Here is a 12,612-nt window from a genome sequence, read left to right as displayed (position 1 = left end):
CCTCCGTGACTTGTCTGGTAAAGCTGCACGTATTCGTGAAAAATTACCAGCTCGTAAAGCGTAAGCTTATCGCGAGTAAAAAAATGCGCCTTTTGGCGCATTTTTTGTTTTAAAAAATTACAGTCCTTGAAGTTTCAAACGGTTTGCATGTTGACGGTAAACCGAGACTGGATCTGATGCAAAAATAGAACGTATTCCAAGTACTTGGTTCACTTCATCTAAATGATTCCAGTTGTAATCATCACGAATTGTTTTACCAAATTTGGCACTGCATCGAGAAACAAGTCCATCATTATCACCAAATGGATCGACCACCAAGCTACTACCTGTAAGAGCAATATCAAATGGGTCTAATGGATTGGTTAAGGCTTTATTTCCAGAGAAAGAATACATATAAATGCCTTTCTCTTGATATGCTCCCTCACCACAAGAAGTGGTTGGTACACCCATAGGGAATTGAGTATTAAACTGAGCTGAACCTTTAGTTGATAAGCTATGGGCGCCTGCTAAAGAGTCATGCGGGTAGCTAGTTGGATCTAGACCTCCTGCCCAAGTAATCGCTGCTGAAAACCAATTTACTAACGTTGCCAGTCCAGACAGAGGAGTACCCTCAACGTTCAGAATGACATCTGCCATTGGTGATCCCTTATGAGGCGCACCAATCGTGGTAAGTGAGGCAACTTTTTCTGGCATGATACCGGCCACATAGCGAATTGTTGGACCCCCATGGCTATGACCGATTAAGTTGACTTTAGGTTTACCAGTAATGGCAATAATCTCTTCTACTTGCTGGGCAAGTTGTTCCCCACGCACTTCTGTTGAGTTAAATGGTGAGACCCTTGTTGCCCAGACATTTCCTCCATTGCGGGCAAGATCAGGAAGAATTTGGTACCAGTAATCGAGACCAAGCGTATCTGTTCCAATTCTATTAAAACCCGCCATACCATGATTAAAAACCATTGGATATTTTGTTTGTGCGTAAGATGAATAAACGAACGAGCTTTTAACTTGTTCAGCATTTGTTGCATGGGCCGCTGAAATACTCAGTCCTGAGAGCATTGCAGCGCAGAAAAACATTAACTTCCTTTTCATTTTTTACTCACTATTTTTATTTTGTATGAAAAGCAGCTTCTTACTGCTAGTGAATGTTTAGCCAGTTCCCAAAAAGGAAAGGCTTAATAATTAAATGGCAGCTCACCTCCCTGATCATGGACCGTTTCAAAAGTTCGAAGTCTTAGTTGTTCTTGTGATGAATTGAATTGTTGTTGGCGTAACTGTTGAATAGCTTGATTTTTGGCGCTATCACTCATGTTACTTTTAATAATTTCATCTCGACCATCGAGATAACTTGTGACCCTTTGTTGCCAAGCATTCCGCTCTGTATCTAAAGTTTCTAATCGTTGAGTCGCCTCGGCTCCAACGAGTGCTGTACGCATTTGTCTAAGCTCTTCTGCTGACCCTTTACGAGCTTTAATTTGTTTGGTCAGTGTATGTAAATCATCAAGTTTAGAAAGTTCTTGCAGGTTTTGTTGCCAGTCTTCTGGAAGTTCTTCAAAACGTTCTTTAAGTTTTCGTGCTTTTTCAATTTCGCTTAGAGAAGAGTCTTCAAGTATCTGCATTCGATCTAGCGTATAGTTCTGATAGATATCTTCGCTCGAGAAAAGGCCTTCAATTTCAGAAGTCGAAAAGAAACGTTTTCTTATATCTTGAATTGAATTAAAGATCTTTTGAAAATAATTTTTATCTTGTTGTTTTGCAGAAGGTGTTTGGATTTGAGCAAGCTGTTCACGATATTTTAAATAACGGGTCCATAAATCCATGATTTGTGAGCGGGCTGGCTCTAAATATTGTCCTTGAATGAATTTCCCAAAGTGATTTTTGATTTGTTCTAAATCATTTTCGCCATATTGAGTAATAAAATATTCAAAGCAGTCACGTGTTTGACTATTCACGACCAAATGTTGGGAACTATCAATTTTTAACTGGCAGTTAACTTCAGTGTCTTGCTGACTTTTACTATGGTACGCATCTTCATTTAGCGATGAATGATCTGTGGGTGGAACTGATGCTAGATTTTGAGTTGTATTTTCATTGACTTGGGCTGATGTGTTTTTTGAGTCAGGACTTAACCAATAGACACATGCAATGAGGCTCAAAATAAAAAATCCGAGCACGCACCACAATACCTTCTTCTGCATCCCTTGCATAAAGATATCTTCCTTAAGTTTTAATTTGTTGTTTTTTTACTCGATCATTAATGTGCCATAAAATAAGTGAAAAGGCACCTAAATATTGTGAAAATATCTTGTCGAATTTGCTAACATGTCGGCACTTTTTTCTAGCTTTGTGTTCCAGTAAAAATGACGACAAAAAATCAAAAAATTTCTCGTCGCCATATCAGTGGTGTATTTCTATTAAATAAACCATTAGGGCTCAGCTCAAATGCGGCTTTGCAAAAAGTGCGTTGGTTATATCGCGCCCAAAAAGCAGGTCATACAGGAGCTTTAGACCCATTGGCGACAGGTTTACTCCCGATATGTTTGGGAGAGGCTACCAAGTTCTCACATTATTTGCTGGACTCAACAAAGCGCTACCAAACCACTGTTCGATTGGGGCAAACCACAACGACAGGTGATGTGGAAGGTGAGATTCTACAAGAACGCTCCGTTCCTGTTCTTAACCAAGAGCTTATTGAACAAACCTTAGAAAAATTTAGAGGTGATATTCAACAAGTTCCGCCGATGTATTCGGCTTTGAAAAAAGAAGGCAGACCATTATATGAGCTTGCCCGAAAAGGTATTGAAATTGAGCGTGAAGCACGCCCAGTCACAATTTATGCTTTAGAGCTCATTGAATTTACCGAAAATAGTATCACTCTGGATGTCACTTGTTCTAAAGGAACGTACATTCGTGTACTCGGTGAAGATATTGGTGAAACACTTGGTTGTGGTGGGCATTTAACGATGCTAAACCGGACTCAAACAGGACATTTTGAGCTTATTCCGAGTTATACCATTGAACATTTGGAAAGCTTAACTGAAGAGCAAAGAGAAGCATTGTTACTTCCTGTTTATGCTCCGGTTGACCATTTCCTGAAAATTCAGGTGCCTGAAGGGCGTGAAAAATATTTTTGCAACGGTTTAGAAAGCAATATTGAGCATTCTGCAGAAGCAGAAGTTTTGGTTTTTTCAGGTGAGCGCTGTTTAGGCTTAGCTGAGATTACCGATAAAAAACGGTTGGTACCTAAGCGTATCTTAAATTTGTAGTAGATGTAGAGTATAGAGCATGGGCATGGAATGGGACGTTATCCTAAGTTTGATCTTTTTTGCGTTTACTGCGGGAGCAATTGATGCTGCTGTAGGTGGCGGTGGACTCATCCAGATTCCCGGGATCATGAGCACTTTTCCTAACATGTCGACTGCTACGGTGATTGGTACCAATAAAGTCTCATCCATTTTTGGTACGGCATCGGCAGCTTATACATTTGCTAAAAAAGTAAAATTGCAGTGGAAGCTTTTAGCAGTTATTGCCATTTGTGCTCTGATTAGCTCTTTTGCTGGGGCAGCTTGTCTATCGCTTATTCCTCAATCGGTATTACGTCCTTTCGTGTTCGTGATGTTGATTGTGATTGCCGTTTATACGCTAGTTAAAAAGAACTTCGGACAGGTTCACACTGAGCAAAAAATTACCAATAAAATGCTGATTTTAGCTGCTATAGGTAGTTTGGCGATTGGTTTTTATGACGGTATTTTTGGGCCGGGTACAGGTAGTTTTTTTATTTTCTTCTTTATCCGTTTTTTACAAGTTGATTTCTTGCATGCTTCAGCTTTGTCAAAAATCGGTAACTTTATGACGAACTTAGCTGCTTTGAGTTTCCTCATTCCGACAGGTCACGCTATTTTGCATATTGGTTTAATGATGGCTGTTGCAAACGTGCTTGGTTCTGTTGTTGGGGTACGTACCGCGCTTAAATACGGTAGTGGATTTGTTCGTATTATCTTTTTAATTTTAGTGAGTATTCTGATTTGCCGTTTGGGCTATCAAATGTTTGTTACGGGTTAAATAAGATTAAAAAGTATGAGCTGTTCCTAAAATGCAGTTCATACTTTTATGTATCATTTAAAATTAGAAATATAAAAATCATTACAGAAGTTTACTAGAAAGAAAACTGTGTAAAAAATAGTCTCATTTTAAGCTACTTAAACATTATAAATTTCAACGTATGATAAACCTTGAAATAAAAAAGATTTTTTAGCTAAAAAATGAGGAAGAGAATGAATATTTTCGAAGCATTAAGAGAAAGCCATGAAAATCAACGTAACCTTTCTGAACAACTTATTCAGACACATGGTTTAACTGAAGAAAGAAAAGAACTATTTGATGCATTAAAAAATGAACTTTATGCCCATTCAGTTGCCGAAGATCGTTATTTATATATTCCTTTAATGTTTGATGATGTCGGTTTAGATATTACGAGACATGCTTTATCTGAGCATCACGAAATGGATGAGTTGGTCGAGCAGCTCGAAAAAACCGATATGAGTAGTCCAAGCTGGTTAGCAACTGCCAAACAGTTGAGTGAAAAAGTTCATCATCATTTAAAAGAAGAAGAACATAAATTTTTTCAACAGGCGGGAAAAATTCTTAAAGATAGTGAAAAAGAAACACTCGGTAATAAATATTTAAAGGAATATAAAAAGTATAAAAAGCAGCAATAGTATTTAACTATGCTACTTTTTTAGTACTTCTTAAAGTCACCCCAATTGATGCCAACATTACACAACCTAAAGCCATCCATTGCAGCATGCTGATTTCTTCGTGAAGTAATAAGAAACCCGTTAATGCTGCCAATGCTGGTGCTAAACTCGTTAGGGTGCCGTAAGTCAATTTAGTAAGTTGTTTGAGTGCCATTAAATCAAGTGCATATGGAATAGCGGTCGCTAAAATAGCAATAAGTAATGCTTTACCCCAGTACTGCGTTTCAAGTAATGCAGGAGCATTATGCCAGATGCTAATCGGTAGTAAGGTCAAGGCAGATAATCCAATTCCAATGGTTAAAGCGTGCATCCCTATATTTTGGGTCACAACTTTCTGACCAAAATAAATATAGAAGGCCCAGCAAAATCCAGCACCTAGTGCGCAGGCAGCACCGACATAGGAAAAGTGGTGTTGCGTTGGGTCTTGCCAAGGTACCATCAGTGCAATACCTAACATCGCAAATGCCACCCAAATGTAGTCACTCTTTTGTTTAATAGAAAGTAGAGCTAGACCTAATGGACCAATGAACTCTAAGCCAACTGCAATCCCTTGAGGTAACTTTCCAAGCGACGTATAGAATAAAATATTCATGAGACCCAAAGACGCACAGTACATCAATAAATCACGCCATTTTAAATAGGGTAAACGTGACCAGATTTTCCATGAGCGGAACATGATGGCGACAATAACCGTTGCAAAACTCAGCCTTAAAACTGTAACGGTAAGAGGATCTAATATTGCAATGAGCTGCTTAGCAAATGAAGCGCTGATTTGATATGAGACCATCGACAGAATCATATATAGCACAGCAATAATGGGAAGATTCTGCATGGAAATACCCTAGGGCCTCATCAAATATTATTTAAAACTAACAAGGGTTAATTATAGCGAATGCCATGTTTTAACTCGTGGTTTTAGTTGATTTTACTTAGTGTTTTTTCACGTTCCTGACGTGCTTTTTGGGTAGTTATGGTACAACCGACCGAAGCTGCAATAATTGTTGCTAGTGCCAACCATTGATTCCATAACAAATATTCACCTAAAAAGATAAAACCAGAAAGTGCAGCAACTGCGGGCTCTAGGCTCATCAATGTTCCGAAACTTAAGGGCGTTAAATTACGTAGGGCTAGCATTTCTAAAGAAAAGGGTAATGCGCTGGCTAAAATTGCCAAACCAATAAAATAAACAAGATAGGGGAGCTCTATAACTTGCCCTATTGAGCCTGAGAAAAAAGTAATAGGTAATAAGATGCATGCGCCCACACTCATTCCTAAACACACAGTGTGATTGCCTGATATACCTGACGGTTTCTGTCCAGCAATAATATAAAGTGCCCAACATGCGCCAGCACTAACCGCAAATAATACTCCGATCCAATCTAGGCTATGAGCCTGATTGAAAGGGAAAAGTAAAATGAGGCCAACAATCGCTAAACTGACCCAGACAAAATCATATTTTTGGCGTGCATGGTATAAGGCCACACTTAAGGGGCCAATAAATTCAAAAGCAACTGCAATACCAATGGGTAACCGTTCAATTGACAGATAAAAAAGTGCGTTCATTCCTGCAAGAGCAAAGCCATACGCTAAAATAGCTTTCCAACGAACCTGACTAAAATTAATTCGCCAAATTCTAAAAATAAAGGCCAGAATAATTGCACCTAAGCATAAGCGCATTGCTGAAACGGTAAGGGTAGGAAAGCTCTGGAACAGAAATTTAGCTAAAGATGCGCTGCTTTGAACGCTTAACATGGCAAGAATAAGAAAACCTAACGCATGTAGCTGAGATTTCTGGTTCGAACTGGACATTTTATTATTTGATCGATTGGTATACTTTTCACATGATAATGTAAATGTCCATAAAAAAGCCACAGACAATGCTGTGGCTTTTAAATTTACAGTTCGTATTAGAACAATACGCGCACGCGAATTGTCCCTTCAACTTCATGCAACATATCTAAAGCTTCGTGAGAAGCAGAAGCGTCAACGTCCATTACGAGGTAACCGATGTCACCTTTAGTCATGAGTGATTGACCAGAAATGTTGATGCCTTGCTCAGCAAACAAGTTGTTGATTTTAGACAATACGCCCGGTACATTTTTGTGGATGTGCAATAAACGGTGTTGGCCAGCAGTTAATGGTAACGCGATTTCTGGGAAGTTTACCGCAGAAAGCGTCATACCCTTGTCAGAGTAAGCAACAAATTTCTCTGCAACTTCTAAACCGATGTTTGCTTGCGCTTCCATGGTTGAACCACCAACGTGAGGAGTCAAAATCACATTGTCTAAGCCACGAAGTGGAGAAACAAACTCTTCGCCATTTGCTTTTGGTTCTTTAGGGAATACGTCAACCGCTGCACCAGCAATATGACCAGATTTGATGGCATCTGCTAAATCTTCAATCACTACACATGTACCACGTGCAGCATTTAGGAAGATTGCGCCTTCTTTCATTTTTGCAAACTGTGCTTTAGTGAAGAAGTTACGTGTAGATGGAACATCAGGCACATGTAATGTAACTACATCAGCAGTCGCTAAAAGTTCGTCTAACGAACCAACTTGGCGAGCATTACCCATTGGTAATTTAGTTACTGCATCGTAATAAATCACATGCATACCTAAGCTTTCAGCAAGAACAGAAAGCTGAGAACCGATGGAACCGTAACCTACAATACCTAAAGTTTTGCCACGAGTTTCGAAAGAACCGACAGCAGACTTGTCCCAACCACCACGATGACAAGCCGCCGATTTTTCAGGAACACGGCGAAGGAGAAGAATTGTTTCAGCAAGTACAAGCTCTGCAACCGAACGCGTATTTGAATACGGTGCGTTAAATACAGGAATACCACGTGCCATAGCTGCTTTAAGATCAACTTGGTTTGTTCCGATACAGAAACAGCCCACTGCGATCAATTTATTTGCAGCTTCGAAAACTTCTTCAGTCAATTGGGTACGCGAACGAATACCAATAAAGTGAGCATCTTTAACAGCTTCTTTTAGTGCTTCGCCTTCAAGAGCAGTTTTGCGATAGTCAATATTGGTGTAACCCGCAGCGTTTAGAGTATCGACTGCGTTTTGGTGAACGCCTTCTAACAAAAGGAAACGGATTTTATCTTTAGGTAGTGAAAGATGTTGGCTCATTACGGCTCCGCTACAAAGGCCAAATTTGGTGGCGCTATCATAACATAATGGTCGGTACTATAGATATTTCGTTTGCGCCATCGTCTTATGGCAATTTTATCTATGTCTAATCACTTCTATTTATGGCTTGTGAGTCATTTAGAATAGGTTTGGTATGAGATTTAAATACGATTTTTCTCTAAAAGTCTCATAGAAAAGCATTTATTTACGTTAAACATGTTTTGTAGTGACAGTATCTCTATTCTGAACTTTATCGCTTGGGCTGTTGCATGTAGAATATAGGAGTTCCTTGAACATTATGGCTTTGCTCAGGTGAGAACCCTGAAAATATGAAGTCATAGTCCCACCATAGTTTACTTCTTGCTAGGTCTGCAAACGATGAATGCTCCAGTCGCTTTAACACCTGAGTTACTCACCCAATTAACAGCAATCGTCGGTGAAAACCGTATTAAAACCGATGCTGATAGTCTCGAAAACTGGGGTAAAGATCATACCAAGCATTTTAATCCGAACCCATCGGTCATCGTTTTTCCATCGACCACTGAACAAGTTCAGGCAGTTGTAAAGCTTGCGAACCAGTTTAATATCGCGATTACACCGTCAGGCGGTCGTACTGGTCTCTCTGCTGGCGCTGTAGCAACCAATGGTGAAATTGTCATTAGCATGGACAAAATGAACCAGATTCTTGAGTTCTTCCCAGCAGATCGTATGGTACGAGTGCAAGCTGGTGTAGTGACTGAACAATTGCAAAACTATGCTGAAGAGCAAGGTATGTATTATCCGGTTGATTTCGCGTCAGCGGGTTCTAGCCAGATTGGCGGTAATATCGGTACCAATGCCGGTGGTATTAAAGTTATTAAATACGGCATGACACGTAATTGGGTGCTTGGTTTAACTGTTGTCACTGGTAAAGGCGATATTTTACGTTTAAACAAAGGCATGGTTAAAAATGCAACTGGTTATGCATTACAGCATTTGTTTATTGGTGGTGAAGGTACATTAGGTTTAGTGACTGAAGCAGAAATTAAACTTGAGCGCCAACCACAAAACTTACAAGTTTTAGTTTTAGGTGTTCCAGATTTCGATGCAGTAATGCCTGTATTACATGCGTTCCAAAAAGATATCGATTTAACTGCATTTGAGTTCTTTGGTGAACTTGCAATGCAAAAAGTTTTAGACCACGGGCATGTACAACGTCCATTTGAAACTGAATGTCCATTCTATGTATTGCTTGAGTTTGAAGCGCCATATGAGCCGATTCTCGATAAAGCAATGGAAATCTTCGAGCATTGTATGGAGCAGGGTTGGGTACTTGATGGTGTAATGAGCCAGAGTCTTGACCAAGTAGAAAGTTTATGGCGTTTACGTGAAGATATTTCTGAATCAATCGCGCCGTTTATTCCATACAAAAATGATATTTCAGTATTAATTACTCACGTGCCTGCATTTATTCGTGAGATTGATGCAATTGTTCAAGAAAACTATCCTGATTTTGAAATTTGCTGGTTCGGTCATATCGGTGACGGTAACTTGCACTTAAATATTTTAAAACCTGAAAACTTAACCAAAGATGAGTTCTTTGCGAAGTGTCAGGTTGTGAATAAATATGTGTTTGATACCGTGAAAAAATACGATGGTTCAATCTCTGCCGAGCATGGTGTAGGTATGACGAAAAAGCCATATTTGGAATATTCACGTTCGCCTGAAGAAATTGAATATATGAAAGCTTTGAAGAAAGTATTTGATCCGAATGGTTTGATGAACCCAGGTAAATTATTTGATCTTTAAATTAGATCTATTTTGTAGGACTACATAGTTTCTACAGAGTAACCGACAAAGGCATAGCATCATAAAGCTATGCCTTTTATTTTTGGTGATAAAAATGCAACGTTTATTTTTAATTTCAGCGCTCTGTGCTGGACTTTTCACTGGGTGTGCGACGACCAGTAAATTAATTCCTTTTGTGGGTTCCGAAACCCCAATGCAACAAGTACTTAAAGCTCAACCTGAGATTGTAAAAGAGCACAATAACACCTCAGTTCAGCAAGTGTTTAACCGAGTAGAATCTCCAACAGTTTCCCGTATTGTTGTCATTCAAACAGGTTTAATGGATGACTCTGTCTCTGCCATTCGAACAGAATATGCATTTAAATTAGTAGATGAAAAGTGGCAGTTGCAGAATAAGCAAAAAAGCTATCAGTGTGCGAGAGGGAAAGGCTCTAGAGGTTTTCAAACACAGCTTTGTTCTTAAAATATAAAAAAAGACGATAAATATATCGTCTTTTTTTATGGGCTAAATTATACGCCGCTTTCTAAAATTTTAATTTTGACATCAATGACATCATCTTTAACTGCTTCATGATGTGCTTGCATATGAGGTGTAGCCAAATGTGCTTCAAGATGAGCAACGCTTGCCCATTTTTCTAACATCACAATTGTGTCAGGCTCGTGGGTTTGGAAGCTCGCATTTGATTTGTGATCAATTAAAGGTTCATAACCATGACAACCATCTTCGGCTAAAACAGTTGGAATAATTTTTTGAAAAGCATCCAATACGTTTTGACGATGCTGCCCAGCTGACTTGGTGCGAATTTCTGCAATAATGGTTAGCATGGATTTCTCCTTATTAAGCTGCTGCAAAAACACTATTTAAGTGTGCTTTATATTCTTCAACATAACTATCAACGTTAGGCATTTTAATCACGTCATTTACAATAAAAGTCGGTAATGTGCCCATGCCTAAGAACTGATTAGCTTTATGGAATGGTAAATAAACACCATCTACGCCTACGCCGTGGAAGAACTGATCTGCATCGTCAAATGCTTCCATTGGTGCATTCCAAGTCAATGACAACATATATTTTTTGTCATGAATTAAACCACCTGAACCATATTTTTTTGAAGCATCAGAGCGGCTACGACCATCACTTGCATAAAGTGAACCGTGACCTGTCGTAAATACATCATCAATATATTTTTTCACAGTCCAAGGTGCACCCATCCACCAACCTGGCATTTGATAAATAACAACATCTGCCCATAAGAATTTTTCTACTTCAGCTTCTGCATTGTAGTCGCTATCTGCACGAGTCACTTGAACTTCATGGCCTAGCTCAGTGAGATGGTCGGTTGCCAATGTCGTAAGCGTGTCATTTAATTCGCCATTTGAATGGGCAAATTGTTTGGCGCCATTAATCACTAAAATATTGCTCATGAGAGTTGCTCTAATTAAATTCCTAAATTTGATGTGTACTTTACGGAATTTACTCTTGTTGAAAAATGCATGAATAGGAAAAATATTATTGATTAAAAGTCACTAATATTGATTTGATGCATCATTTTATTTTCCACATTAAAGATGAATACTTTACAAAGTAGAACGGAAAAAATTATTTGTAGTCTTTAGCATTAAATTTGAGTAAATCTAAGAGATCATGTATGAGAAAAATGAGTTTGCTGATTGCTTTTAGCCTTGTAACGCTAACAGCATGTGCCCCAGCGAAAAATTCTTCTGCTCAACTTGCTGATAGCCCGATACAAGCGGTATTACTTGATCAGCCCGATCTTTTAAATGATGCAAACAATTTGGATATTTCACAGCAAATGAATGCTGCCGAGGATCCCTCTAATGCTCAAGTCACTATTTTACAGACAGATCCGAGCGAAGATGCGATAACAAAAGTCCGTACAGAATATTTATTAAAGCGAGACCAGCAAGTCTGGAAAATTGTAAATAAAAAGCAAAGCTATCAATGTACACAAGGACAAGATGCCCCAGACTTTCAAGTTAATCCTTGTCCTTAATGCTTAATTTTTTATCGAATATGTGGATAACTTTGAGTTTGTGCACAACAAGAATTTGTGGGTCTTTTAGTACAAAAAACTGAAATTTAAGCTTCTTGAAATTGCATGATTGCTGATCAATTTAAAAAGTGCTATTGTTGCGCTCGGCAATTGTGCCAATTGGTAAAAATTACCGAATCTCACGTCATACATTTTTTCTCGTTTTAGACACCTTGTGAATACGGTGTTTCACATTCTAAACATGCACTCTCACGGCATATAAAAACTTAACTAAAGATTGATAGACCATACTGTCATCGTCATGACTACATTATTTATTTCAATATGTAGTTGCTGAGACATTTTGGCCGCTATTTTGAAGTGTACAACTCATGAAAAATATTCAAACGACAACGTTGAACCGTACAACGTTGATGTTTCCTTTGGCCTTAGTGCTATTTGAATTTGCGGTTTATATTGGCAATGACCTTATTCAGCCAGCAATGTTAGCAATTACTGAAGATTTTGGTGTAAGTGCAACTTGGGCTCCATCTTCAATGTCATTTTATTTATTAGGTGGCGCTACGGTTGCGTGGTTACTTGGACCATTGTCAGATCGTCTCGGGCGTAAAAAAGTACTGCTAGCAGGGGTTTTGTTTTTTGCTCTATGCTGCTTCTTAATTTTACTAACGCGGCAAATAGAACAATTTCTTGCATTAAGATTTTTGCAGGGAATTGGCTTAACTGTAATCTCCGCAGTCGGTTATGCCGCTATTCAAGAGAGTTTTGCTGAGCGTGATGCAATTAAAGTTATGGCGCTCATGGCAAATATCTCATTGCTTGCACCATTGTTGGGGCCTGTACTTGGAGCCTTTTTAATTGATTATGTGTCTTGGCATTGGGGCTTTGTCGCCATTGCTGTATTGGCATTA

General features: G+C 38.9%; 14 protein-coding genes and 1 pseudogene. 8 read left to right on the top strand and 7 right to left on the bottom strand.

All coding sequences use genetic code 11. The features are described 5' to 3' along the window. Nucleotides 1-64, top strand: a pseudogene (locus tag UC75_RS20950) (50S ribosomal protein L19); the annotation flags it as partial. A 53-nt stretch (nt 65-117) separates the two neighbouring features. Here UC75_RS20950 and UC75_RS09445 read toward each other — a convergent pair. Together UC75_RS09445 and UC75_RS09440 are read right to left on the bottom strand one after the other, a co-directional pair. Next, on the bottom strand, nt 118-1,059 hold the full coding sequence (locus UC75_RS09445; RefSeq protein WP_107880603.1) for a lipase family alpha/beta hydrolase: 942 nt from the start codon (nt 1,057-1,059) through the stop codon (nt 118-120). A 116-nt stretch (nt 1,060-1,175) separates the two neighbouring features. Beyond that, a complete protein-coding gene (locus tag UC75_RS09440) occupies nt 1,176-2,207 on the bottom strand; it encodes a lipase secretion chaperone (RefSeq protein ID WP_049837426.1) in 1,032 nt (343 codons plus the stop codon). A 153-nt stretch (nt 2,208-2,360) separates the two neighbouring features. On the opposite strand from UC75_RS09440, the gene truB reads away from it, so the two are divergent. The 3 genes from truB (at nt 2,361) to UC75_RS09425 (ending at nt 4,718) form a co-directional block, all read left to right on the top strand. Beyond that, nucleotides 2,361-3,266, top strand: coding sequence for a tRNA pseudouridine(55) synthase TruB (gene truB / locus UC75_RS09435; protein ID WP_049837425.1), 906 nt, complete (start codon nt 2,361-2,363; stop codon nt 3,264-3,266). A 19-nt stretch (nt 3,267-3,285) separates the two neighbouring features. Continuing rightward, complete coding sequence (locus tag UC75_RS09430) at nt 3,286-4,062, top strand: sulfite exporter TauE/SafE family protein (RefSeq protein WP_005301047.1); 777 nt, start codon at nt 3,286-3,288, stop codon at nt 4,060-4,062. A 212-nt stretch (nt 4,063-4,274) separates the two neighbouring features. Then, nucleotides 4,275-4,718, top strand: coding sequence for a hemerythrin domain-containing protein (locus tag UC75_RS09425; RefSeq protein ID WP_001019905.1), 444 nt, complete (start codon nt 4,275-4,277; stop codon nt 4,716-4,718). Between the two features lie 7 nt (nt 4,719-4,725). Here the strand turns inward: UC75_RS09425 and UC75_RS09420 are convergent, their stop codons facing one another. The 3 genes from UC75_RS09420 to serA all read right to left on the bottom strand — a co-directional run bounded on the left by UC75_RS09420 (nt 4,726) and on the right by serA (nt 7,897). Continuing rightward, nucleotides 4,726-5,589 carry an EamA family transporter gene (locus UC75_RS09420; protein WP_049837424.1) on the bottom strand — a complete coding sequence of 288 codons (864 nt, stop codon included), beginning with the start codon at nt 5,587-5,589 and terminating at the stop codon, nt 4,726-4,728. Between the two features lie 83 nt (nt 5,590-5,672). Next, nucleotides 5,673-6,566, bottom strand: coding sequence for an EamA family transporter (locus UC75_RS09415; RefSeq protein WP_049837423.1), 894 nt, complete (start codon nt 6,564-6,566; stop codon nt 5,673-5,675). Between the two features lie 98 nt (nt 6,567-6,664). Further along, nucleotides 6,665-7,897 carry a phosphoglycerate dehydrogenase gene (gene serA / locus UC75_RS09410; RefSeq protein WP_004789759.1) on the bottom strand — a complete coding sequence of 411 codons (1,233 nt, stop codon included), beginning with the start codon at nt 7,895-7,897 and terminating at the stop codon, nt 6,665-6,667. Nucleotides 7,898-8,275: 378 nt separating this feature from the next. Here serA and UC75_RS09405 point away from each other — a divergent pair, with 378 nt between their 5' ends. Both UC75_RS09405 and UC75_RS09400 read left to right on the top strand, forming a co-directional pair. Then, on the top strand, nt 8,276-9,685 hold the full coding sequence (locus tag UC75_RS09405; RefSeq protein ID WP_004789757.1) for an FAD-binding oxidoreductase: 1,410 nt from the start codon (nt 8,276-8,278) through the stop codon (nt 9,683-9,685). Between the two features lie 94 nt (nt 9,686-9,779). Beyond that, nucleotides 9,780-10,148 (top strand): hypothetical protein, encoded by a 369-nt coding sequence (locus UC75_RS09400; protein WP_004789750.1) that lies wholly within the window; start codon nt 9,780-9,782, stop codon nt 10,146-10,148. 47 nt (nt 10,149-10,195) lie between these two features. Here the strand turns inward: UC75_RS09400 and UC75_RS09395 are convergent, their stop codons facing one another. Beyond that, entirely contained in the window at nt 10,196-10,510 is a 315-nt protein-coding gene (locus tag UC75_RS09395; protein ID WP_049837422.1) for a putative quinol monooxygenase, read from the bottom strand. 13 nt (nt 10,511-10,523) lie between these two features. Further along, nucleotides 10,524-11,111, bottom strand: coding sequence for an NAD(P)H-dependent oxidoreductase (locus tag UC75_RS09390; protein WP_049837421.1), 588 nt, complete (start codon nt 11,109-11,111; stop codon nt 10,524-10,526). 224 nt (nt 11,112-11,335) lie between these two features. Between UC75_RS09390 and UC75_RS09385 the strand changes: the two genes are divergently transcribed. Further along, nucleotides 11,336-11,701 carry a hypothetical protein gene (locus tag UC75_RS09385; RefSeq protein WP_013196731.1) on the top strand — a complete coding sequence of 122 codons (366 nt, stop codon included), beginning with the start codon at nt 11,336-11,338 and terminating at the stop codon, nt 11,699-11,701. A gap of 371 nt (nt 11,702-12,072) precedes the next feature. Continuing rightward, the coding region (locus UC75_RS20945; RefSeq protein ID WP_228137244.1) for an MFS transporter at nt 12,073-12,612 on the top strand (540 nt) is incomplete at its 3' end.

The sequence above is a fragment of the Acinetobacter sp. V2 genome, from assembly GCF_001188385.1.
GTDB lineage: Bacteria > Pseudomonadota > Gammaproteobacteria > Pseudomonadales > Moraxellaceae > Acinetobacter > Acinetobacter oleivorans.
Note: the sequence above shows the minus strand (reverse complement) of the source record. Positions and strands in the feature narration are given on the sequence as shown.